Raw genomic sequence first — 23,484 nt, 5'->3', positions numbered from 1 at the left:
AGCAGACATCATTTTTGATTTATGATTGGCTGCAACCAAATGATCGCTCCGTTTTGCTGTACACTTTTGTACGCTCTTTCGCCATATAACTCAGGCGAAACATTAAATCATCATACGAGTCCGGAAACACCGCTGCTTTGTTTGAATTCAAGTAATAACAAGGGTTATTGGGGAAGTGAACCAATGTTAAATATTCAATGGCTAAGGGAAGATTTAATGCACTACTCCATGAAGCTTGGATCATTGAGGCCAGATTACGAGTTCTTCCGTTATAATCACCCGGTCCTTTAAACGTATCTTTATTGACAAACAACACAACGTGCCAGTGCGGTTTATCACTGTCAGCCTTCTCTTTCACCCACGCATAACGTAAGTGACAGGGATAAGTTCTTATACCTGTTTGTGCTTTATGTTTCAGGAATGCCTGGATACGGGCATCCAACGCCTCAATAAAGCGGGACATCAATCCCTGATTAATATTTACAATACAAGTTAAACTGTCTTCATTGTCTTTGTAATCAGGTAAGTGAAGATCAATTCTAATAGCCGTTGTTCGTGGATGCTCACGTACCGCATTAAATATCACACCAGATAATCGTTGCAGATAGCGATCGTTAAAGGGTGCATGGCGCATATCCAGATTGTATGTATTAATCATGTTATTCTCTTTTTAAGATATATCAGAAATATAAATTTATAGATATATTAGTGATCACGAGGATATATAACGTAAAAATTGAGAGTAAAGGGTAACACCTTCAAGTCATAACCAATTGATTTTAATGGTTATTGATAATGCAAAAATTAACTACAGTAATTATTAATGTATAATGCCTTTGATTATGCTTAATTAGAGTGATTTGTCTATGCCGCATTAATGAATGAAGTACTGCTTATATTACCACACCGTCAATCATCATTATTATAAGGCACCTTCACATGGGGCTTTGTGCTATTATTAATGCTTTAATTTACTCCGAAGTTAATAACCAAAAAATCATTAATAAGTGGCGATATTCTTGGCATTCCATAGGGGATTATTTTTATGATAGTGGTACTTCTAATTCTAAACACATGGATTTATTTCAAGGGGAATTTTAACTAACACTCTCCATCGCTGGAATCAGAAACATCATTACTTCTCGACATTCTTATTCTTTCCTCCAGCCACTCTTTTACTTCACGTTCAATCCAGCGCGAGCTACGGCCAAATTTCACTGGTTTTGGAAACTTACCTTCCTGTGCAAGCTTATAAAACCATTTATCGGATAACCCAGTCAGTTCAGTAATGAACTGCATGCTGACGAACTTATCGTTATGAATATCAATGGTGCTCATGAGAGGACTCCGGGAATGTATCAGGAGGACACCGGGTGGCATCCTTTCATGTCATAGGTCGTATATGTACGGCTTTACTATTCATCCGCTCAGTGATTTGTTAAGGCTTTCAGTCTCTATATAAAGCATGCCCTGACAACCTCCGGGACTCCTCTGCTGACGGGTTTGTATAGCGTGTGGTTTTTGATTGTGCTTTCACATCAATGAAAGTGTCATTTTTCATGTGAAAAATGCCTTATAACAAGCTGTACATGAGGTTTTACACCTACGTTTTACACTGTGTTTTCAACTATGAACATTGCTATGATTTAGACTGTGAAGTATCCTTTTAAGATCATTTAAAGTTGAATGTAAAAGGATAGCTAATCTTGAATAGAAAAATGTGGATAGATATAAAAACCAAACGTGATGTAAGATTATTTTTATGGATGGTAAGAAACGATGTTGCTATTGAAAATTACCGACAAACAAAGGAAGTCAAAACATACCACCTGAATCACATATATGGTGAAGACTGTAATTTAGCAGCGCTGGCAATAAACGAGGCTTTTCGGATCCTTTATAAGGATTCAGACGAGTTATTCTCATACGCCTATAGATTTAAAAAAGCGAAAGAAGCATTATTACCAATAAAAGAGTTTGGTTGGTTTAAACGTAGCAATGATGCCTGTTATTTTGCATGGGCATATATCAGGGTTTTCAGTAATAAGAACAGCTCCTTGTCAAATTTTGGAGATAATCAAATACTGACTGTTCATACAAGAACACCTTATCATCGATTCATTAAAATTCAATATCCTGTAAGTCATCGTGAGCGCATTGAGTGTATAGAGGATTTCTTTGACAGATCACACATGGATCTTTCGTCAAAGTTATCCATTATGTCAGATATAAGGTATGAGTGGGACAGGCACTCCCCATTAGCAATTGGGTTGCCGCTAAAGAAAAATGAAAAGGAAAAAATAAACTGGGCATGGGATTATATCTGCAAAGATAAAATTAATTACATTACTGGCTCTATAAAAAGAGCACAAGAAAAAATAATTGAAGAGAGTGAGAATGATAAGACTATTTCACAAGAAACTCTGGATGAAATATATTGCTCATGTATGAGTGGTTATATTCATCAACCTCATTTCCTTAGCCTTTTCAGGCCATCAACCACCACCGAGAAATATCTTGCACTCCGTTGTATTTATATCTTTATGTACTATTATGATAAGAAATTCATATCCAGATTTAAAAAGTCTTGGGAATCATCATCCTATCGGAAAGCAAAGCGGAAAAGTAACAGCCCATTTTTTAAAAAAATAAAAAGTGAACTCATCTCAGGTGAAAACATATCAGAGGTTTCTGGTCCTTCTGAAGAGGAAACAGTAAAAACTGAAAAGGATATCCTGAGAGAAAAGGCACATGAGGTAATGGAAAAAGTTATGAATAATATCGGAAATAAAAATCCTCATTTATCAGATGAACAAGATAATGACACTCCAGAACACCACTCAGATGCTGACCCCTGGTTTAGTTAAATGTTCTAAAGCACAGTTGTGATAACTTTCAGCTTTAGTTTAATACTTAAATTAATTTATTATATTAATATAGTGACTCAGTATTCACCTTTTTTTTTAAAACAAAAGTTCAGAAAACTGGGTCCCAGATTTTTTCAACTCTATATTACCTGAATGAATACCCCCGGCATGTTTTTGTCTGTGTTGTGCTAACCCATTGATCTGTTGCACCGATCGATACTGAAATCATGATAGGATAACCCTATTGATAATAGGAAATCGATCGTTATTTTGATAAGTATTAACGATCAATTCCTGGGGACTGATCTGTATTAACGATTATCCGCTGCCTCATTTAATGAATACGATCAGCCTGCTCCCCTTAAAACGGAAGCGGGCTTTTTTGTATTTAAATCATCAGGAAAGGAAACCCAATGCTCAGAAACTATTATGCAACCTTGGCTGGATTACTGCTGCTCAGTCACAGTGCCAGCGCCGTACAGGCTGACCAGCAATGGGGGGACTGGTACGGGAACATCAGTGCCATGGAGTTTGAACTCAATACTCAAAATGCTTCAGGTGAAGTACTCACACTGACCTGCACAAGCGGAAAGCTGGCTGCTGCTTACAGCGTGCCTGCAGAGGATTACCGCGTCTCGTCACAAACTGGACTTTCTGAACCTGGAGTCAATATCAATGGTACGAACCATCCTCTGGATGAAACGGCCTTTACTGCGCTAAAAGCAGCAAGTGAAAAAGACGTAATAAAAATGACCTCTATGAATGCCGCTATCTCTAAACAATTCAGCTCCAAAGGGCTGAATGAGGCGCTGGCTGATGCCACCTGGCAGGACTGTATTAATCATTAATAAACTGAAAGGAAACCTTATGCGTAAACTCGTTATTTTATCTCTCAGCTCCGCAGCACTGTTTATTCCTTTGGTCTCGTCTGCAATGACAATTCACGGCGACATACATCCCGAACGCTATACCTTCTTTCTGACTCAGGAAGGCAGTAATCAACTGAAACAGGCAAATGACCGGATAACGAAGAACCCGCAGGCTTATACGCTTGATGTGAATCATACCGGCATTCAACCCTTTGACGCTGTTCGCTGGGACGGGAAGCCTGTAAAAGCCGTCACCTGCGCCCTGGTAGACGGCGTGATGATGGGACAAAAAGCCACGTGGTCACAATGTAAAGACGAGAGCGGTGCTGAGTATTTCGGCAATAAAGGCTGGCTGGTACGTGATTACGTCGCAAAAGCCTGTGAAGTCGGAAAATCAGATTGTCCTGTTTATCTTGTGCTTCAAACAGATCCTCCAACAATGCGCAGTGATATGGCTAACTTTGTTCCTGCCCCTAAAAACTTTAATGCTTCGACAAGCCTGACGGATGAAATTAAATCTGAAGGTTGCCAGATGGCGGATAACTCATTTGAACATGCCAAAAGTAGTCTGCGTTGTCGTGCCATTAATACCGTGCGTTTCATCCGCAAACAAAATACCGAAGCGGCATATGAAGCTGATGTAACCACCACGACAGGTGAAACATTCACGATGTCAGTGGGGTATTCCTACGGTAATCCGTCCGCCAACGAGCCGGGCTGGCGCACAATTTCGATCAACCAGGGAGATATCATTACTGATATCCGTAAGCAGGGCCATTGGGTTCCCAATGGTTATAAATAACCTTATCAGTGACATAACTTTTTATTCGGTATTCAGCTAATGGAGGTTCAGTGGGAAAAACATTACAGCAGGAAACGCCACCAACCGTGGACTGTACCTGGCAACTTGTTTTTAGTGTTGCCGGTGTGACATTGATGCGCAGCAATTCTGTTGGAGTTAAAGCACTGGGAGCCAGCCTCACCACACTGAGTCTGATACGCATCATTAAAAAACTCGCCACACTCGCCTGATCACCCTTTCTGAGCGCTCAGAGGATCAAAGTAATATGTCTGAAAATACCCAGGGGAAACTCAAAGGACTGAAAGAGAAATTCAGTATGCGGCGAAATGTCTCCTCCACTGATAATCCGGTTGAGCGGGTTGAAGAAAATGTCAGTGAGCAAACGACAGAAGGGCCAGAATCCCGTACTACACGATATAAGCGATTGCTCGATATTATCGTTATCAACGGCTTGCTGAACATTGCTGAAGATAAACTCAGTGACGATGTGTTTATCGAGTCGGTGTTCAGTAAGGCTTATGAGCTTCTGCCCGTACCGGTCAGACTGGTTGTCAGAAGGGAATGGTGCCTGGCTTATCTCCAGTCACGGAAAGCCCCGTTACTGGCGCAACTCCAGCTCTACCGGGCCGAAAGACACGGCTCTGCAGAACTGGTGTCACCTGCGCTGCAACCAACGTTACCACCAGCGACCTAATCAGACTCATTAATAACAGACAGGGCCATCCTTCGGGGTGGCCTTTTTTATGCCCATTTTTTAAAGGAATGACACATGACCCGTTTAGCCAGCCGCTTTGGTGCAGTCAATCTTGTACGTCGCGACCGCCCGTTAACCCGCGATGAACTGGCCCATTACGTGCCGAGCGTGTTTAGCGAAGCAAAACATGAATCCCGCAGTGACAGGTACACCTACATCCCGACTATTTCCCTGCTCGATAATCTACAACGCGAAGGCTTCCAGCCATTCTTTGCCTGCCAGACTCGCGTGCGTGACCCGAGCAAGCGAGAGCACACCAAACACATGCTGCGCCTGCGTCGCGAAGGCCAGATTACCGGCAAACAGGTGTCTGAAATCATCCTCCTTAACAGCCATGACGGCTCCAGTTCATACCAGATGTTGCCGGGATTATTTAGATCGGTTTGCCAGAATGGTTTGATTTGCGGCCAGTCGTTTGGGGAAGTACGCGTGCCGCACCTGGGTAACGTGGTGGAGAAAGTCATTGAAGGGGCTTACGAAGTACTGGGGATATTTGACCGGGTAGAGGAGAAGCGTGATGCCATGCAGTCGCTGATATTACCACCACCCGCGCAGCAGGCGATGGCGAAAGCAGCATTAACCTATCGCTTTGGTGAAGAGCATCAACCGGTGACGGAATCGCAAATCCTTTCCCCGCGCAGATGGGAGGACGAGAGTAACGATCTCTGGACCACTTACCAGCGTATTCAGGAAAACCTGATTAAAGGCGGTCTGTTGGGACGAACAACCAAAGGGAAGCGTGCCCATACTCGCGCTGTTAAAGGTATCGACGGTGATGTGAAGCTCAATCGTGCCCTCTGGGTTATGGCCGAGAGTATGCTGCAGCTTGCTTCATGAATCTTTATTTCCATTATTCAGGCCCTGCCAATAAGCCGGTGGGGCTTTTTGTTTTAAGGAACGATTATGTCTGTATTCAATTTATCTCCTGTATTTCCTTCAAATGAGCAGCGAGTCATTCGCCGTGCATTGCGCCTACTGGAGAAGTACCAGCGTCAACCCAGTGAGACATTTACCGCCACCAGCTTTGCTAAAAACTGGGTGCAATTACAAATGGCTCATCAGGAGCGTGAGGCTTTCATCGTGATATATCTCGACAATCAGCATTGTCTGCTGGAGCGAGAAACATTGTTTACCGGCACGCTCAGCCATACCGAAGTGCATCCACGTGAAGTGGTTAAATCGGCCCTGAAGCACAATGCAGCTGCGGTCATTCTGGCCCACAACCATCCATCGGGTACGACAGAAATCAGCCAGCAGGATAAACATATCACCCAGCGGATCGTAAAAGCGTTGGCACTGGTGGAAGTGCGAGTGCTGGATCATCTCGTTGTCGGGAACGAAGTGGTTTCTTTTGCCGAGCGTGGTTTGCTTTGAACGGAGATTTTCATGCCATTTACACCATCCCATGAATGGGGGTTACAAAGCGATATCACCCCAAGATTTGGAGCCAGATTAGTTCAGGAAGGCAATAGCCTACATTACCTCGCTGACAGAGCCGGTTTGACGGGGAGCTTTAGTTCAGAGCAATTACAGAAACTGGAACTAACTTTCCCTCTGTTTATCGCACAACTGGAAAATATGCTGCGTTCCGGCGAGCTAAATCCTGGTTGGCAACATCAGGTGAAGGTTCACCTTGCCGGATTAACCTGTGTAGCTGATACCCGTGCCAGTTGCGGCTACGTTTACATTTCAATTTATCCAGCCCAGTAACACCTTCTATCTTCTTCTTTTACCAGGACTTCACTCATGCAAATTTCAACTGTACCGGCTACGGTACCGGTTTCGCCACGCCTGTCGCCCGTCCAGTTATGGCAGCAACTGTTAACGTATCTGCTGGAACACCATTACGGCCTCACGATTAATGACACCCCGTTCCATGATGACACTGTTATAGGTGATCACATTGAAGCGGGCGTAACACTCACTGATGCAGTTAATTTTCTGGTAGAACGTTATGAACTGGTTCGTGTTGACCGAAAAGATTTCTCAAGGCAACATCAAGAACCTTGGTTAACGCCATTGGATGTTCATCGAGCGCAGTTTAACCTTGGAAGTCTAGCCACTTAACTAACAAGGAAAACTATGTGGGGGCACAATTGGGGGCATGAATCAAAAGAGAATAAGAAAATAATCAATAGATTCAATATGATTATCTATCAAATGCGACTCCTGTGATCTCCGCCAATTTGCCTCCCCTGAACTCCATCCTCGTCAAAAATAGCATTAATAGTCCCTCAGTATATAACGGCAATTTGTACTGCTATGCGGCATACTCTCAGCGTTGATAATCCCCCAATAAGGATCGCTGATGATGCACAAGCTGGAACCGTTATTTGATTATCAGGGTGTTTTACCCGAATGCCCGACGTGGGACGCGCAAACCCAAACGCTTTATTGGACTGATATTCTGCAGAAAGAGATCCATAGCTATCAGCCAACGACAGGTCAGCATCAGAAACTTAATTTTCCTGAGGAAGTAGGTTGTTTTGCGCTGCGTGAGCAAGGCGGGTTTATTGTTGCGATGCGTTCGGGAATTTACCTTACCGATAGCCACGGCGCAGTGATGCACAAGGTATGTGATAACCCGAATAACCCAGCCTTGGCGCGCTTTAACGATGGCGGCACCGATCAGCAAGGCCGTTTTTACGCCGGAACCTATTGGGCTCCGCGTGATTACAACGGTGCTTTGCTCTGTCGTGTTGATGCCGAGCTGAAAGCAACGGTTCTGCAATGTGACATTCTTGGCGCCAACGGCTTGGCGTTTTCCGCTGATAACCGTTGGATGTATACCAGCGACACGCCTAACCACGTTATTTACCGTACTCCATTGGATGAGCTGGGCAATCCGGGGCTGCGTGAGGTGTGGAAAACTTTTCCTCGCGGCAATGGGCGACCAGACGGAGCAGCGATGGATAGCGAAGGCTGCTACTGGAGTGCGCTGTTTGATGGCTATCGCATCGCCCGTTTTTCTCGTAACGGCGAGCTGCTTGAAGAGCATAGGCTGCCGGTTCGCTGTCCGACAATGGTCTGCTTCGGTGGTTCTGATATGAAGACGTTGTTTGTGACCACGACGCGTGAAAATATGGCTGATGAAGAGATTCGCGAACGTCCGCTTTCCGGTGCGCTTTTTACTTTAAAAACCGAGGTTGCAGGTCTCATTAAGCCCAGATTTAAACAGAATTCCCCCTCTTCGCTTTGAGCCGACACGGGCTCCAAGCACTTTCTTTCGTAGGGTTATGCCTACAGCGCATAACCCTAATCTTATTTATTTCCGCGAATTATTTACCCAGAATGTGAAAAGGGTCATAGCAAGTGGTCAAGGAGAGACAATTTTTGTTAGTTCTGAATTACCCCACTCTAAAGCGATGTCGTATACTCGATTCAAACAGGGACAACTCGTCATTTTTGTTGATTGGCAGTAGATGAGTTCTCACCGGTTAGAACGCAGATGGTGTCAGGTCTGCAATCTATAGAGGATATGAGGGTTTCATAATGGAAAAGAAAGTCATCTATTTATTTTGTTCCGCCGGAATGTCCACCTCTCTGCTGGTTTCTAAAATGAAGGTTCAAGCAGAGAAATATGAAGTACCGGTCATTATCGAAGCATTCCCTGAAACACTGGCTGGCGAGAAGGGCGGCGTGGCGGATCTGGTTCTGCTTGGTCCACAAATTGCGTACATGCAGCCAGAGATCCAAAAGTTATTACCAGGAAAGCCCGTTGAAGTGATTGATTCTGTTATGTACGGCAAAATTGATGGGTTAGGTGTATTGAAAGCTGCGGTTGCAGCGATCAAGAAAGCAGCAGCAAGTCAGTAATTTTTATTTTTGTCATTTTTTATTTTAATTCTTATTAAGAATTTTTAAGTCAAAGAGAAATCCAGTCAAAGAGCGAATTTCATATTCTGGCCGCCGAATGGCGGCATTAAAGGAAAATACCAATGAGTAAAACCATTGATTCACTTGAAAAGATACTTCTTCCTTTTGCCGTCAAAATTGGTAAACAGCCTCACATTAACGCTATTAAAAATGGCTTTATTAAGTTAATGCCGCTGACCCTTGCGGGGGCCATGTTTGTTTTAATTAATAACGTATTTCTAAGCTTTGGCGACGGCTCATTTTTTTATTCCCTCGGTATTCGTTTAGATGCTTCAACCATTGAAACACTCAACGGATTAAAAGTTATTGGCGGTAACGTTTATAACGGTACGCTGGGGATTATGTCGCTGATGGCGCCCTTCTTTATTGGGATGGCATTAGCCGAAGAGCGTAAAGTTGATTCGCTTTCAGCCGGTTTATTATCCGTTGCGGCGTTTATGACCGTAACACCTTACAGCGTGGGTGAAGCCTATGCGGTAGGTGCGAACTGGCTGGGTGGCTCGAATATTATTTCCGGTATGATTATCGGGTTGGTGGTTGCCGAAATGTTTGCGTTTATTATTCGCAGAAATTGGGTTATCACATTGCCAGATAGCGTGCCTTCTTCTGTTTCTCGCTCATTCTCTGCATTAATTCCAGGCTTTATTATCCTGTCTATCTTCGGGATTATTTCTTGGCTGCTGGGATTATATGGCAACAACTTCCACCAGATTATTATGGATTCCATCTCCAAGCCGCTGGCGTCGATGGGCAGCGTAGTGGGCTGGGCTTACGTTATTTTCAACTCCCTGTTGTGGTTCTTTGGTGTGCACGGTTCTTTGGCTCTGACGGCGTTAGACAACGGCATCATGACGCCTTGGGCACTGGAAAACATCGACCTGTACAAACAATACGGTTCTGTTGAAGCGGCGATTGCAGCGGGTAAAACCTTCCACTTCTGGGCTAAACCTATGCTCGACTCCTACATTCTGTTAGGGGGGTCTGGGGCCACGTTGGGTCTGATTATTGCTATCTTCATCGGTTCACGCCGTGCAGATCACCGTCAAGTGGCTAAGCTGGCGCTGCCGTCAGGCATCTTCCAGATTAACGAACCGATCTTGTTTGGTTTGCCAATTATCATGAACCCAGTGATGTTTATCCCGTTCGTACTGATTCAGCCGATTCTGGCAGCCATCACGCTGGCGGCGTACAGCATGGGCATCATTCCTCCGGTGACGAACCTTGCACCGTGGACCATGCCTACCGGACTGGGCGCATTCTTTAACAGTAACGGCAGCATCGCTGCGCTGTTAGTCGCATTGTTCAACTTGGGTGTATCAACGCTGGTCTATATGCCTTTCGTTATCCTGTCTAACAAGGCTCAGGCGATAATTGAAGAAGAAGAAAGCGAAGAAGATATTGCGAACGCATTGAAATTCTAATCTTACCGTTGGTGGGGAGAACATTTTCCCCCGCCGCTAACGGCCCCGTTATGGAGAGTTAAAATGTTTGATTTAGAAAACATTGTTGATACCGAAGAGGAATTGCAGGATCTGGAAGAAGTGGTGATGGGGCTCATTATCAATTCTGGACAGGCTCGCAGCTTGGCCTATGGCGCACTGAAAAAGGCCAAAGAAGGTGACTTCGAACAGGCCAAAGCGTTGATGAGTCAGTCTCGCTTATCGCTGAATGAAGCGCATCTGGTGCAAACCAAGCTGATTGAAGGCGATCAGGGCGAAGGGAAAACCAAAGTCAGTTTGATTCTGGTTCATGCGCAAGATCACCTGATGACATCAATGCTGGCTCGTGAACTGATTGCAGAACTGATTGAGGTTCATGAGAAAATAAAATAACGTAGAGAATTATTATGCAGCCATCGGTACTGAGCATGGAAATTAAGACTGCACGTGAAAATCAGCTCTTCGATGGTCAGAATTTTCACATGTTTATCTACAACAAAGTAGAAAGCATTTCAGGGCTGCATGAGCACGATTACTACGAGTTTACGGTGGTGCTGACCGGACGATATTACCAAAATATCAATGGGAAAAAGGTATTGTTAGAACGTGGTGACTTTGTCTTTATCCCATTAGGGTCGAACCACCAAAGTTTTTATGAGTTCGGTGCGACGAGAATATTAAACGTCGGAATTAGCAAAGCGTTTTTCGAGCAGCATTATTTATTTTTGTTGCCTAATCGATTTGTAGCATCACAGGTTTATCAGATAAAAACTGAGTTCCTAACGTATATAGAGTCCGTTATTTCTTCTCTTAATTTTAGGAACGGCGAATTTAATGAGTTTCTTGAAGTGGTGACGTTTTATATCGTAAATCGTTTACGTCATCACAGAGAAACCGAAGTTATCGCTGATGTGCCGGATTGGCTTAAGAACGCGGTAGAAAAAATGCATGACAAGGTGATGTTTGGCGATAAGGCCTTGGCAAATATGGTGGAGCTATCTGGAAAATCGCAAGAGTATCTGACTCGAGCCACTCAGCGCCACTACGGAAAAACGCCAATGCAGATCATTAATGAGATACGCATTGATTTTGCTAAAAAACAGCTGGAAATAACCAATTACTCGGTTGCGGATATTGCATTTGATTCCGGCTACAGCAGCCCGAGCATGTTTATTAAAAACTTTAAAAAACTGACATCGTTTACACCGAAGAATTATAGAAAGAAGTTGTGCAGTATTAACTAACCTATGTATGAATGAATGTGGACTGTTGTTTATAAGACAGTCTTCAATCATTCACATATACCCTAATAACGATAATGACAGAAAAACTTTTGTTTTTTAAACGCGCGCCTGTGATTTGATGTGTGATGGGTATATCTCACTTAATTTAATATGAAGTGCAATGATATTGTACGGGAGTTCCTATGAGTAAAAAGCTGAAAGTCGTTACTATCGGTGGCGGAAGTAGTTATACCCCAGAATTACTTGAAGGTTTTATTAAACGTTACAATGAATTGCCGATTACCGAATTATGGCTGGTTGATGTTGAGGCCGGTAAAGAGAAACAGGATATTATTTTTGACCTCTGCCAGCGTATGGTCGAGCGCGCAGGCGTGCCGATTGTTATGCATAAAACGCTGGATCGCCGTGAAGCATTTGTAGATGCCGATTTTGTTACCACACAATTGCGTGTTGGCCAGCTTAAAGCGCGTGAGTTGGATGAGCGAATTCCACTGAGCCACGGCTATCTTGGCCAAGAAACTAACGGTGCAGGCGGTCTATTCAAAGGGTTGCGCACGATCCCGGTTATTTTTGACATCATTAAAGATGTGGAAGAAATCTGCCCGAACGCGTGGGTAATTAACTTTACTAACCCAGCGGGTATGGTCACAGAAGCCGTATTCCGCCATACCAAATTCAAGAAATTCATTGGTGTCTGTAACATCCCCGTTGGCATGAAAATGTTTATTCAGGATGTGCTGAAACTGACACCACAGGATGATTTGTCGATCGACCTCTTTGGCCTGAACCATATGGTCTTTATTAAAGACGTCATCGTTAACGGAGAATCTCGCTTTGCAGAGCTGCTTGATGGCGTAGCCTCCGGCACGTTAACCGCCGGTTCGGTAAAAAATATCTTCGATTTGCCGTTTAGCGAAGGCCTTATCCGTTCTCTTAAGCTGCTGCCGTGTTCTTATCTGCTGTACTACTTCAAGCAGAAAGAAATGCTGGCGATCGAAATGGGCGAATTCTACAAAGGCGGCGCGCGTGCAAGCGTGGTGCAAAAAGTCGAGAAGCAGCTTTTTGATCTGTATAAAAATCCTGAATTGAACGTAAAACCAAAAGAGCTGGAGCTGCGCGGTGGGGCTTATTATTCCGATGCGGCCTGCGAAGTGATCAGCGCGATTTATAACGACAAGCAGACTGAGCAATACGTTAACTTCCCGCACAATGGTCATATTGATAACATTCCGGCAGATTGGACCGTTGAAATGACCTGTACTATTGGACGTGATGGCGCCACGCCGCATCCACGTTTGACGCACTTTGATGACAAAGTGTTAGGGTTGATTCACACCATCAAAGGCTTTGAAATTGCCGCTAGTGCTGCCGCAATAAGCGGTGAGCTGAATGATGTGCTGCTGGCGATGAACCTGAGCCCGCTGATTCATTCTGATAAAGATGCAGAGGTTCTAGCACGTGAAATGTTGTTGGCACATGAAGCGTTACTGCCTAACTTTGCCAAAACTATCGCGGCACTAAAATAACCCAACGCCTTCCCTGTAAAGGGAAGGCGTTTCGCTGAGGGGATTATGGAAAAATTATTGATAGTGAACGCTGATGATTTTGGGCTTTGTAAAGCCCAAAACTACGGCATTATCGAGGCGTTCAAAAACGGCGTAGTGACGTCTACCACGGCACTGGTTAACTCAGCAAGCGTCGAGCATGCAGCTGCTCTGAGCGCTGAAAACCCTGGGCTATCGGTTGGAATGCACTTTGCGTTGACGCTAGGACGCCCGCTGTCGCCGATGCCAAATTTGGCGCGCAATGGAGAATTGGGCAAATGGATCTGGGAAATGGCAGAACAGGGAACTCTGCCGTTAGATGAAATTGAACAAGAGCTAAAGTGCCAATTCGAACGCTTTGTTGACGTTTTTGGTAGGCTGCCGACTCATATCGATAGCCATCACCACGTGCATATGTTCCCGCAGATTTTCCCTATAGTGGCGGCTTTTGCGAAAGAAAAGGGCGTGGGTTTGCGCATCGACCGTGATGACGTTCGCAAAGCCCAGTTGGAATTGCACGGCGCGCAAAGCACTCATGGGTTCGACAGCGGTTTTTATGGTGAGTCAATTACTGAAGCGCTGTTTCTGAGCACGCTAGATAGTGCCATAGAACGTGGTGATAGCTCTTTGGAGATTATGTGCCATCCGGCGTTTATTGATAACACACTGCTGACCAGCAAATATTGCTACCCGCGCCTGGCCGAACTGGATGTGTTGACATCCGATTCGCTAAAAAAAGCGATTGCGGAGCGGGGATTCAGGTTGGGATCGTTTCAAGATTTATTCTAGTCATTTACTCTCTATTACATCCGTAGGCGGGAAGCTATTTCCCGCTCTCTCATCTCCATTCCTGAAATATAAATACTATCCAAACAAAATACGTTTTATGCAGGGCATCTTTTGCTTAATTATCCATCACTACTTACACTGGTAAAAAATAACCAGGTGATAGCCAATGCATTTAAATATTTTGCTTTCAGCAGCGTCATTGCTCATTTGTTCGGTTGGGATGTTATTTTCCCCCCAGCTCGCTTTAGCATGCACTCGTGCGGTATATCAGGGTGAAGATAAGCTAGTGATGACTGGCCGCACAATGGATTGGAAAGAAGATTTGCATTCCGATCTGTGGATCTTTCCGCGTGGAATGGCGCGTAACGGCAATGCTGGCGCTCATTCTGTGGAATGGGTGTCAAAGTATGGCAGCGTAACGACGGCGGCCTACAACATTGCTACGACCGATGGAATGAATGAAAAAGGATTGGTCGCCAATATGCTGTGGCTGGCAGAGTCGCAGTATCCTAAACCTTCTAAAGATAAGCCGAGCCTTTCGCTGGCCGCATGGGCTCAGTATGCGTTGGATAATTTCGCCACGGTGGATGAAGCGGTGAAAGAATTACAGTCTGAGCCATTTGTGGTGGTTACGGGTGATGTTCCCGGCCAACCGCGCTTGGCGACCATTCATTTAGCGTTGTCTGATGCCAGCGGTGATAGTGCTATTTTTGAATATATCGATGGAAAACTGGTTATCCACCATAGCCCCGAATATCAAGTTTTAACCAACTCACCAACCTACGATCAGCAACTGGCCATTGATAAATATTGGGAAGGGATTGGCGGTAATATTATGCTGCCTGGCACCAATCGTGCGGCAGATCGCTTCGTTCGTGCCAAATATTACATTAATGCAATTCCTAAGTATCACGAAGCACGTCTTGCCCTTGCGAGTGTAGTGAGCGTTATGCGTTCAGTGTCGGTGCCCTTTGGTATCACCTCACAGGCAGAGCCTAATATTTCCTCAACCCGCTGGCGTACCATTTCCGATCAAAAAAATAAGCTCTACTATTTTGAATCAGCCGTTGGGATGAGTACGTTTTGGGTTGATTTAAAACAGGCCGATCTTTCTGCTGAGTCTCCGGTGCGAAAACTATCGTTGGGTGTAAACCAAATGGCTGATTTTAATGGTGAAGTTTCCCACGCTTTTGAGCCAGCCAAACCCTTTGAATTTTTAGCAGCCGTTGTGGATTAAGGTTAAAAATAATGGAGCATATAAAAGAGATTATCATTTATTTGTCTGAAACCTTGCAGACATTTTTAGAGCTTATCTCTGTTTTATGTGTATTTATTGGGCTTGTGAGAACGCTGTGGACGGTTATTCCTAATTTTAATAACCAGTCAATTTTCCACATTATGAGAACGCGTTTTGGTAGCTGGTTAGCCTTGGCGTTAGAGTTTCAATTAGCAGCAGATATTTTGGCGACGACAATAAATCCGAGCCTTGATGAATTACTGAAGTTAGCGATTATTGCGGTTATTCGTACCTTCTTGAACTATTTTTTGTCGAGAGAGCTAACGGCAGAAAATAAGTGAAAGGAATTTAATGATTTATTGGATAATAAATAAGGACGGTTTATGTTAGAGAATTATTTCCCAGATCATGTTTCAAGTGAGCAGAAACAGCGCACTATCGCAGTTAACGCAGCGCTTGAGCTGATTAAAGTCACTTTGGCGGATAGCAATGATGGAAACAGCGTTAGCCACCAACTCCAAGCGGCAGAGAAACACATCGAATCTCTAGCCGATGCTATCCAGAAAGCCTTGAAGATCTAGTTAAGATTTATTTATGGGCGGCACGAACCGCGCTGCCCATGTTGAGTTTGGCTGCAAGCTGATTAACTCCCCGCAACATCAGCCAATGCTTTGTGGATCACTTCTGAAAGCTCGGCAACGTCGAATTTTGCAACGTAGCCATTAGCCCCAACTTTACGTACATGGTCTTCGTTTGCGCTGCCTGATAGCGATGAGTGGATAACCACGGGGATCTGTTTCAGCGTGGCTTCGTTCTTAATATTCCGCGTTAGGGTGAAACCATCCATTTCAGGCATTTCGATATCGGTTAATACCAATCCAATTCGATCGGTTATTGATTGGCCTGCGGCTTTGGCTTCGGCGGCAATAGACTGAATATTCTCCCAAGCTTCTAGGCCGGTGGTATGCATCTGCGTAGGAATTCCCATGCCTTTTAGACCTTGCTCCAGCATCGAACGGGCGACCTTCGAATCTTCAGCCACAATCGCAATGGCACCGGGTTTCAAGGCAAAACTTTTCTCTTTAATCGCTGCCACATCGACGTTACGGCCAGAGGGGATAATGTCGTAAAGAATTTGCTCAACATCGAGCACCAGCGCCAGATCTTTATTGCCATTTTCATCTTCCATACTGGCAATGCTGGTGATATTACGGCTGCTGACACCGGCTTCAGCTGTATGAACTTGGCTCCAATCTAGGCGAATAATATTATCGACGGCCTCAACGGCAAAAGCCTGCGTGCTACGCGCATACTCGGTGATCAGAAGTAGATTGAGACCCGTTTGAGGCGTACAGCCAAGCGCAGCCGGAAGGTCGATAACCGGCATAATCTGATCGCGGATATTCACCACCCCCAATAGTGGCGAAACCATACCCGCCGCGCGATTGATTTTTTGCATGGGCACAATTTCGCGCAGCTTGAAAACGTTGATCCCGTAAAGCTCTGATTTGCTGTCGTGTTGGCTTGCTCCTAACCGAAACAGTAACAGCTCGAACTTGTTGGATAAGGCTAGGTTAGCCCTTTCATCGATATCTTTCTGAAAACTATCCATCTAAACCTCAATTGTTAATCGGCAGGTGTTGGGAATAAACAATGCTGGCCACAACACGAAGTGAATGCGTTATAAAGGTTATCGGCAAAGATGAGGAAAAATAGAGAGTGGGTAGGAAAATGATTTGTCAGCCGTGTTTTTATATTTCGGTATTAGGCCGTTTAAAAAAGAAAATTGCTTATATTAGAAGTTATTAAATAGGGCCAAGCTCGATATTTCTATTCGCTTAGCCCTAGGGGCCCGATTTTTACAGCCGCATTCCACCTGAAACTTCAATGCGTTGTGCATTGATCCAATGATTATCGTCAGAGAGGAATGAAGCTAGCATTTTACCAATATCGTCTGGCAAGCCTGGTCTGCCAAGCGCAGTCATGTTTGAAACGACTTGGTTTATTTCTGGATTATCGCGAACGACGCCGCCGCTAAAATCGGTTTGAATGGCGCCTGGCGCGACACTATTCACCGAAATATTGCGCTTACCGAGATCGTGAGCTAGATAACGAGTGAAAACCTCAACGGCGCCTTTAACGGTGGCGTAGGCCACGCTATTTGGGTTCACAAAGCGAGTCACACCAGAAGAAATATTGACGATTTGGCCACCGTCTTTCATCAGTGGCAACAGTTTCTGGGTGAGGAAAAATACGCCTTTGAAGTTCACCTGAAATTGTAAATCTAATTCTTCTTCAGTCACTTGCATAAATGGCGTGTGGTTGGAAATACCTGCGTTATTAACGAGATAATTAAACTTATCAGTATTGAGTTCTCGCAGAGCTTCTTGCACTTGTGCAGCAAAATCATCAAATCCGGCGATGTTAGCCGTATCAAGATACAGGGCGATGGCTTTTGCCCCCGCTTTCTCTGCTTCTTTCACCACTTCAGCCGCTTCTTGCTGGCCTGATTTATACGTAAAGATTGAATGAATGCCGCGTTGGGCGAGATTGATGACGGTACTGCGGCCAAGGCCTCGGCTTCCACCGGTGATAACTGCAACTTTGATATTCTGATTCATGATAAAAACGCCTCGTTGGTTTGATAAGTTAATGATAGGCGCAGAAGGAGATAGTGGCGTGCTTGTTATGCGCGTATTATTGCCAGATCGTCTTTTTCGTAATGAACCCGAATATGAACGAAGAGCTGCTATCTCTGCTAGCAAAGCATACATTTTCAAGCCATGAACAAACCCCGTTTTTAACGTTATTGCCCGGCGTGACGTTGGTTCGAGCGAGTAATGGGCGATATCCTCGCCACATTTTGCATCGGCCTGCGCTGTGTTTGGTACTGCAAGGCGTTAAGCGCACGGTTTTTGGCGAGATTCCTTTTGATTACGCGGCCGGTCAGGCATTGATTGTGACAACGGCAATGCCAGGTGTTAGCCGAATACTGAAAGCAGATGCGTTGCGGCCTTATTTAGGCGTCATTATTGAATTCGATATAGCCGTGGTACGCGATGTTTTTATGCAGCTCTCGCATCGATTTCCACAGCAAAAGACTGCTCCGCATGCGGCATTTGTGATAGATATCGATGCCCAACTTTCTCGCTGTTTGTTACGTGGCCTAAGGTTGCTTGATAGTCCTGAAGCGATCCCCGTTCTTTATGCTGGATTTATGCAGGAGCTATGCTATTGGCTACTCACGGGACCTAACGGTGCTGATGTTGCACGCATTGTTACGCGTGATACTCACTCAATGGGAGTCGCAGGGGCGCTAGATTTGCTCAGAGAGAAGTACAAAGAGCCGTTGAGTCTTGAGTCTCTGGCGAAAGCGGCAAACCTTAGCCGCTCTGCTTTTCACCGTAAATTTAAAGAGTTAATTGGGATGAGCCCCTTAGAGTATCAAAAGCAACTGCGTTTGCTGGAGGCTCGCCAACTGCTTTTGTCACGCAAAGGCACCGCTGAGGCCATTGCTTTTCAAGTGGGTTATAACAGCCCCAATCAGTTCAGCCGTGAATATTCGCACATGTTTGGTTTATCACCGCGTAAAGACGCGCTGTTGTTAAGATAATGCTTGGATTATTTTTCTAAGAAATAGAGGGGAATATGAAGAAGCTAGGGCTGGATTTTTACTCTCAAGCTCCTCTTGCGGTAGCCCAACAGCTGATCGGCTGTTATTTGGTCCGTGAGCAGGAAGAAGGGCAGATTATTGGGCGGATAAATGAAGTGGAAGCCTATGACAGCGCGATAGATAAAGCGAGCCACGCCTATGGGGGCAAGCGAACTATCAGAAATGAGCCGCTCTTTCAGGCTGGCGGCATAGCTCACGTTTACTTTATCTACGGCATGCATAACTGCCTTAACGTAGTCACGGGGCAGGCTGACGATGCAACGGCGGTTTTAGTTCGGGGTATCGAAATTGTCCAAGGTATTGAGTTGGCTGCGCGAAACCGCTATGCCAAGCCTTTAGCTGAGCTAACAAAACCACAGGTAAAAAATTTATCTAACGGCCCAGGCAAACTTTGCCGCGCCCTTGCCGTTGATAGGACGTTTGATTACGAGCCCCTATTGGGCGATCGGCTTTATATTTGTGAACAGATTGATGCGCATAAAAAGCAGGTGGAGAAAATTATCGCGAGCAAGCGGATTGGGATTGATTATGCAGAGGAAGCCGTTGATTTCCTTTGGCGTTTCACTGATGAATAAATAGCAAAATAATACTTAACATTATAAAAAATAAAGAAATCTAATCTACAATAACCAGTGAATGGTCCATTGCGCTAATGAGTTGCCGCAGTAGCTGGATTTCATTGCCTGACCACCATCCCATCACGTTGCCGATCAGCAAGGCATCTCGTAAATCATTGGTCGTTCTGACCTCAAATTTATAGTCATGTTTGAGATCCCAGTGATTATCAAAGACTGGGCATGTCAGATTGGCCGGTAAATCATAGGCATGCGCGATGACATAGCGCTGATTGCATTTTGTTTTCAAGTAAATTTGCTCGTTATATGAGCAGATTTCAAACGGAAAGTGGATATCCGTGATCGAGCTTATTATATCTAGCGTGATATTAACTATTTGCATTTTTGGGTACCGAAAAACAAAGGCAGTTCTTTTATATTTATAGACACAGATATAAATAAAAGAGAACGATCTTGATCACAGATTAAATAAACCTTAGCTGTTGATAGAATGGCATCTATCGCTAATTAATATGCTAAGTGATTTATTAAAGGGTGAAAATTAAATCTTTATTTAGAAACTTAACAATTAATCTACCTATTATCATCTTGATAATCGGGTGTCGAACTACGCATCTGCAACATTAGTAACAATCCATTAATATCACTTAAATTATATTTGTAAGAATACAAAAATATTTTTTTCTTTAAATCTTCATATAATAATTAAAATGGAAATACTGTTCATAATTTGGGTAATGACTCCAACTTATTGATAGTGTTTTATGTTCAGATAATGCCCGATGACTTTGTCATGCAGCTCCACCGATTTTGAGAACGACAGCGACTTCCGTCCCAGCCGTGCCAGGTGCTGCCTCAGATTCAGGTTATGCCGCTCAATTCGCTGCGTATATCGCTTGCTGATTACGTACAGCTTTCCCTTCAGGCGGGATTCATACAGCGGCCAGCCATCCGTCATCCATATCACCACGTCAAAGGGTGACAGCAGGCTCATAAGACGCCCCAGCGTCGCCATAGTGCGTTCACCGAATACGTGCGCAACAACCGTCTTCCGGAGCCTGTCATACGCGTAAAACAGCCAGCGCTGGCGCGATTTAGCCCCGACATAGCCCCACTGTTCGTCCATTTCCGCGCAGACGATGACGTCACTGCCCGGCTGTATGCGCGAGGTTACCGACTGCGGCCTGAGTTTTTTAAGTGACGTAAAATCGTGTTGAGGCCAACGCCCATAATGCGGGCAGTTGCCCGGCATCCAACGCCATTCATGGCCATATCAATGATTTTCTGGTGCGTACCGGGTTGAGAAGCGGTGTAAGTGAACTGCAGTTGCCATGTTTTACGGCAGTGAGAGCAGAGATAGCGCTGATGTCCGGCGGTGCTTTTGCCGTTACGCACCACCCCGTCAGTAGCTGAACAGGAGGGACAGCTGATAGAAACAGAAGCCACTGGAGCACCTCAAAAACACCATCATACACTAAATCAGTAAGTTGGCAGCATCACCTAAAATTTGAGAATATGCAACGCACCGGTTCTTTTAAAATTCGCGGTGCTTTTAATAAGTTAGCTTCATTATCCAGAGAAGAACGCGAGCAGGGTGTGATTGCCTGTTCTGCGGGTAACCACGCGCAGGGCGTTTCCCTGTCTTGTGCCATGCTGGGAATTGACAGCAAAGTTGTTATGCCTTGTACTGCACCAAGCTCTAAAGTTGCCGCAACAGCCGATTATTCTGCTGAAGTTATTCTGCACGGAAATAGCTTTAATGACACCATCTCAAAAGCCCATGAATTAATTGAGTTGGAAAATAGAATCTTTATTCCTCCTTACGACGATGAAAAAGTGATTGCAGGTCAGGGGACTATCGGTTTAGAAATCCTTGAAGATCTGTATGACGTGGATAACGTTATTGTCCCTATCGGTGGTGGGGGATTAATTTCCGGTATCGCCATCGCACTAAAATCAATTAACCCAACAATCAATATCATAGGTGTTCAAGCGGTCAACGTTCACGGAATGGCTAAATCTTTCCATGAAGGACAATTTTTATCTCACCGCACAACAGGTACAATTGCGGACGGTTGCGACGTGTCGACGCCAGGTAAACTGACATATGAGATTGTCAAAGAGCTGGTAACCGACATTGTGGTAGTCACTGAAGAAGAAATTAAGCGCGGCATGATTGATCTTATCCAACGAAACAAGATCGTGACTGAAGGCGCTGGAGCATTGGCATCTGCGGCCATATTAAGCGGTAAGCTCAAGGGCTATATCGAAAATAAAAAGACCGTTAGCCTTATTTCCGGTGGGAATATTGATTTATCCAGAATATCAGAGATAACGGGACTGAATCACGTTCACTAATAACTATGCAAACACCCGACAGGGTATAGACCCTAGCTGAGGTTACAGTGATGTAGCCTCAAAAAAGGGCAAATCCGTGAGGAATTACAGTATGACGACAGACAGCGTTACCTATTCGAATCAGGGAACTATGTGGCGGAAATCGGACACCACATGGACTCTTGGATTATTTGGCACCGCCATCGGCGCAGGGGTTCTGTTCTTCCCTATCCGTGCAGGCTTTGGCGGTTTGATCCCTATCCTGATCATGCTTGTGCTGGCCTACCCAATTGCCTTTTTATGTCACCGCGCATTAGCGCGCCTGTGCCTGTCTGGTAGCAATATCACTGGCAACATTACCGACACGGTTGAAGAGCACTTTGGTAAAACAGGTGGGGTTATTATTACCTTCCTGTACTTCTTCGCGATTTGTCCTCTGTTATGGATTTATGGTGTCACCATCACCAACACCTTCATGACATTCTGGGAAAACCAGCTGCAGTTAATGCCGTTGAACCGTGGCCTTGTTGCTCTGGTTCTGTTAATGGCCATGGCTTTCATCATCTTCTTCGGAAAGAATTTGATGGTGAAGGTAATGAGTTTCCTGGTGTTCCCATTCATCGCCAGCTTGGTTCTGATTTCCCTGTCGCTGATCCCTTACTGGAACGCGTCTGTATTTGAACAAGTTAGCACTAGCAGCATCTCTCTGCTGGGTCACGACGGTATTCTGGTTAACGTCTGGCTGGGTATCGCCATCATGGTGTTCTCCTTTAACTTCTCGCCTATCGTTTCCTCTTTCGTTGAATCAAAACGTGAAGAATACGAGCCTGAATTTGGCAAGCAGTTCACCGAAGACCGCTGCTCTAAAATCATCTCTCGCGCAAGTATGCTGATGGTTGCTGTGGTCATGTTCTTTGCCTTCAGCTGCCTGTTTACGCTGTCTCCAGCGATGATGGCCGACGCTAAAGCGCAAAACATTCCGGTTCTTTCTTATCTGGCAAACCACTTCTCAAGCATGGCCGGTGGTAAATCTACCTTCTCAACCGTACTGGAATATGGCGCGTCACTGATTGCTCTGGTCGCTATCTTCAAATCGTTCTTCGGTCACTATCTGGGAACGCTGGAAGGGATGAATGGCCTGATTGTTAAGTTCGCTTGTAAAGGCGACAAGAAGAAGTATTCAACCGGCAAACTGAACCTGATCAGCATGTTCTTCATCATGGGCTCTACTTGGGTAGTGGCTTATGTTAACCCGAACATTCTGGACCTGATTGAAGCCATGGGTGCGCCTATCATTGCCTCCCTGCTGTGTCTGCTACCGATGTATGCGGTTCGCAAAGTGCCAGCGCTGGCGAAATATAAAGGCAAGCCAGAAAACTACTTTGTTACCATCGTTGGCCTGCTGACCATCCTGAATATTTTCTACAAACTTATTTAATCTAAATTTTAAAGAATAACAGCTAACTCCTCTCTGGGGA

Annotated in this window: 28 protein-coding genes and 1 pseudogene; 23 read left to right on the top strand and 6 right to left on the bottom strand. The window is 44.8% G+C overall.

The annotated features are described in order from the left end of the window. Positions 1–19: 19 nt before the first annotated feature. Positions 20–658 (bottom strand): inovirus Gp2 family protein, encoded by a 639-nt coding sequence (locus tag U0008_RS21075; RefSeq protein WP_043489771.1) that lies wholly within the window; start codon positions 656–658, stop codon positions 20–22. Between the two features lie 443 nt (positions 659–1,101). Next, positions 1,102–1,338, bottom strand: a complete 237-nt coding sequence (locus tag U0008_RS21070) for a helix-turn-helix transcriptional regulator (protein ID WP_043489769.1) — start codon at positions 1,336–1,338, stop codon at positions 1,102–1,104. Positions 1,339–1,706: 368 nt separating this feature from the next. Here U0008_RS21070 and U0008_RS21065 point away from each other — a divergent pair, with 368 nt between their 5' ends. The 19 genes from U0008_RS21065 (at position 1,707) to U0008_RS20975 (ending at position 16,002) form a co-directional block, all read left to right on the top strand. Next, positions 1,707–2,867, top strand: a complete 1,161-nt coding sequence (locus U0008_RS21065) for a hypothetical protein (RefSeq protein ID WP_248298839.1) — start codon at positions 1,707–1,709, stop codon at positions 2,865–2,867. A gap of 413 nt (positions 2,868–3,280) precedes the next feature. Beyond that, positions 3,281–3,715, top strand: coding sequence for a hypothetical protein (locus U0008_RS21060; protein ID WP_043489762.1), 435 nt, complete (start codon positions 3,281–3,283; stop codon positions 3,713–3,715). A gap of 19 nt (positions 3,716–3,734) precedes the next feature. Beyond that, the gene (locus tag U0008_RS21055; RefSeq protein ID WP_043489760.1) at positions 3,735–4,538 is read left to right on the top strand and encodes a hypothetical protein; all 804 of its coding nucleotides are present in this window, start codon (positions 3,735–3,737) and stop codon (positions 4,536–4,538) included. Positions 4,539–4,588: 50 nt separating this feature from the next. Further along, complete coding sequence (locus U0008_RS21050; RefSeq protein ID WP_043489757.1) at positions 4,589–4,768, top strand: hypothetical protein; 180 nt, start codon at positions 4,589–4,591, stop codon at positions 4,766–4,768. 35 nt (positions 4,769–4,803) lie between these two features. Continuing rightward, entirely contained in the window at positions 4,804–5,232 is a 429-nt protein-coding gene (locus U0008_RS21045) for a hypothetical protein (RefSeq protein WP_043489755.1), read from the top strand. A gap of 75 nt (positions 5,233–5,307) precedes the next feature. After that, entirely contained in the window at positions 5,308–6,129 is an 822-nt protein-coding gene (locus U0008_RS21040; protein ID WP_043489753.1) for a DUF932 domain-containing protein, read from the top strand. A gap of 66 nt (positions 6,130–6,195) precedes the next feature. Continuing rightward, a complete protein-coding gene (gene radC, locus U0008_RS21035; protein ID WP_043489751.1) occupies positions 6,196–6,666 on the top strand; it encodes a RadC family protein in 471 nt (156 codons plus the stop codon). A gap of 12 nt (positions 6,667–6,678) precedes the next feature. Beyond that, positions 6,679–7,002 carry a type IV toxin-antitoxin system YeeU family antitoxin gene (locus tag U0008_RS21030; protein WP_043489749.1) on the top strand — a complete coding sequence of 108 codons (324 nt, stop codon included), beginning with the start codon at positions 6,679–6,681 and terminating at the stop codon, positions 7,000–7,002. 36 nt (positions 7,003–7,038) lie between these two features. Continuing rightward, positions 7,039–7,359 carry a TA system toxin CbtA family protein gene (locus U0008_RS21025; protein ID WP_043489747.1) on the top strand — a complete coding sequence of 107 codons (321 nt, stop codon included), beginning with the start codon at positions 7,039–7,041 and terminating at the stop codon, positions 7,357–7,359. A 244-nt stretch (positions 7,360–7,603) separates the two neighbouring features. Then, complete coding sequence (locus tag U0008_RS21020; RefSeq protein ID WP_121626068.1) at positions 7,604–8,491, top strand: SMP-30/gluconolactonase/LRE family protein; 888 nt, start codon at positions 7,604–7,606, stop codon at positions 8,489–8,491. 293 nt (positions 8,492–8,784) lie between these two features. Continuing rightward, positions 8,785–9,108: a PTS sugar transporter subunit IIB gene (locus U0008_RS21015; protein ID WP_025799598.1), complete on the top strand. Its 324-nt coding sequence runs from the start codon at positions 8,785–8,787 to the stop codon at positions 9,106–9,108. Positions 9,109–9,230: 122 nt separating this feature from the next. Next, complete coding sequence (gene chbC / locus U0008_RS21010; RefSeq protein ID WP_025799595.1) at positions 9,231–10,589, top strand: PTS N,N'-diacetylchitobiose transporter subunit IIC; 1,359 nt, start codon at positions 9,231–9,233, stop codon at positions 10,587–10,589. Positions 10,590–10,652: 63 nt separating this feature from the next. After that, positions 10,653–11,000, top strand: a complete 348-nt coding sequence (gene chbA / locus U0008_RS21005; protein ID WP_043489743.1) for a PTS N,N'-diacetylchitobiose transporter subunit IIA — start codon at positions 10,653–10,655, stop codon at positions 10,998–11,000. A gap of 14 nt (positions 11,001–11,014) precedes the next feature. Further along, complete coding sequence (gene chbR, locus U0008_RS21000; RefSeq protein ID WP_025799591.1) at positions 11,015–11,851, top strand: transcriptional regulator ChbR; 837 nt, start codon at positions 11,015–11,017, stop codon at positions 11,849–11,851. A 182-nt stretch (positions 11,852–12,033) separates the two neighbouring features. Continuing rightward, entirely contained in the window at positions 12,034–13,377 is a 1,344-nt protein-coding gene (locus tag U0008_RS20995) for a 6-phospho-beta-glucosidase (RefSeq protein ID WP_043489741.1), read from the top strand. A gap of 45 nt (positions 13,378–13,422) precedes the next feature. Beyond that, on the top strand, positions 13,423–14,184 hold the full coding sequence (chbG, locus tag U0008_RS20990) for a chitin disaccharide deacetylase (RefSeq protein ID WP_043489740.1): 762 nt from the start codon (positions 13,423–13,425) through the stop codon (positions 14,182–14,184). A 166-nt stretch (positions 14,185–14,350) separates the two neighbouring features. Next, entirely contained in the window at positions 14,351–15,421 is a 1,071-nt protein-coding gene (locus U0008_RS20985) for a linear amide C-N hydrolase (RefSeq protein ID WP_043489738.1), read from the top strand. 11 nt (positions 15,422–15,432) lie between these two features. Beyond that, the gene (locus U0008_RS20980; protein ID WP_038502556.1) at positions 15,433–15,762 is read left to right on the top strand and encodes a DUF1622 domain-containing protein; all 330 of its coding nucleotides are present in this window, start codon (positions 15,433–15,435) and stop codon (positions 15,760–15,762) included. Positions 15,763–15,804: 42 nt separating this feature from the next. Next, a complete protein-coding gene (locus U0008_RS20975) occupies positions 15,805–16,002 on the top strand; it encodes a hypothetical protein (RefSeq protein ID WP_025799586.1) in 198 nt (65 codons plus the stop codon). 62 nt (positions 16,003–16,064) lie between these two features. Here U0008_RS20975 and U0008_RS20970 read toward each other — a convergent pair whose 3' ends face one another. Both U0008_RS20970 and U0008_RS20965 read right to left on the bottom strand, forming a co-directional pair. Beyond that, positions 16,065–17,033 (bottom strand): chemotaxis protein, encoded by a 969-nt coding sequence (locus U0008_RS20970; protein WP_025799585.1) that lies wholly within the window; start codon positions 17,031–17,033, stop codon positions 16,065–16,067. A gap of 247 nt (positions 17,034–17,280) precedes the next feature. Continuing rightward, on the bottom strand, positions 17,281–18,042 hold the full coding sequence (locus tag U0008_RS20965) for an SDR family NAD(P)-dependent oxidoreductase (RefSeq protein WP_043489734.1): 762 nt from the start codon (positions 18,040–18,042) through the stop codon (positions 17,281–17,283). A 113-nt stretch (positions 18,043–18,155) separates the two neighbouring features. On the opposite strand from U0008_RS20965, the gene U0008_RS20960 reads away from it, so the two are divergent. Further along, positions 18,156–19,034: an AraC family transcriptional regulator gene (locus U0008_RS20960; protein ID WP_043489732.1), complete on the top strand. Its 879-nt coding sequence runs from the start codon at positions 18,156–18,158 to the stop codon at positions 19,032–19,034. Positions 19,035–19,069: 35 nt separating this feature from the next. Beyond that, positions 19,070–19,669, top strand: coding sequence for a DNA-3-methyladenine glycosylase (locus U0008_RS20955; RefSeq protein ID WP_043489729.1), 600 nt, complete (start codon positions 19,070–19,072; stop codon positions 19,667–19,669). A 40-nt stretch (positions 19,670–19,709) separates the two neighbouring features. On the opposite strand, the gene U0008_RS20950 is transcribed toward U0008_RS20955, so the two are convergent. Both U0008_RS20950 and U0008_RS20945 read right to left on the bottom strand, forming a co-directional pair. Then, positions 19,710–19,958 (bottom strand): hypothetical protein, encoded by a 249-nt coding sequence (locus tag U0008_RS20950; protein ID WP_130993085.1) that lies wholly within the window; start codon positions 19,956–19,958, stop codon positions 19,710–19,712. A gap of 459 nt (positions 19,959–20,417) precedes the next feature. Beyond that, positions 20,418–21,115 (bottom strand): IS1-like element IS1A family transposase gene (locus U0008_RS20945; protein WP_251122262.1). Its coding sequence is split into 2 segments (ribosomal slippage): positions 20,418–20,866 and positions 20,866–21,115, totalling 699 coding nucleotides; the frame shifts between segments, so codons are not numbered across the junction. A 54-nt stretch (positions 21,116–21,169) separates the two neighbouring features. Here U0008_RS20945 and tdcB point away from each other — a divergent pair. Continuing rightward, positions 21,170–22,027: pseudogene (gene tdcB, locus U0008_RS20940) on the top strand (bifunctional threonine ammonia-lyase/L-serine ammonia-lyase TdcB); the annotation flags it as partial. A gap of 91 nt (positions 22,028–22,118) precedes the next feature. Next, entirely contained in the window at positions 22,119–23,444 is a 1,326-nt protein-coding gene (gene tdcC / locus U0008_RS20935) for a threonine/serine transporter TdcC (RefSeq protein WP_040044416.1), read from the top strand. Positions 23,445–23,484: the final 40 nt, after the last annotated feature.

The organism is Hafnia alvei (assembly GCF_034424155.1).
In the GTDB taxonomy this organism is placed as follows: domain Bacteria; phylum Pseudomonadota; class Gammaproteobacteria; order Enterobacterales; family Enterobacteriaceae; genus Hafnia; species Hafnia alvei.
The sequence above is the reverse complement of the archived record's forward strand: the minus strand, read 5'-3'. Positions and strand labels throughout refer to the sequence as shown.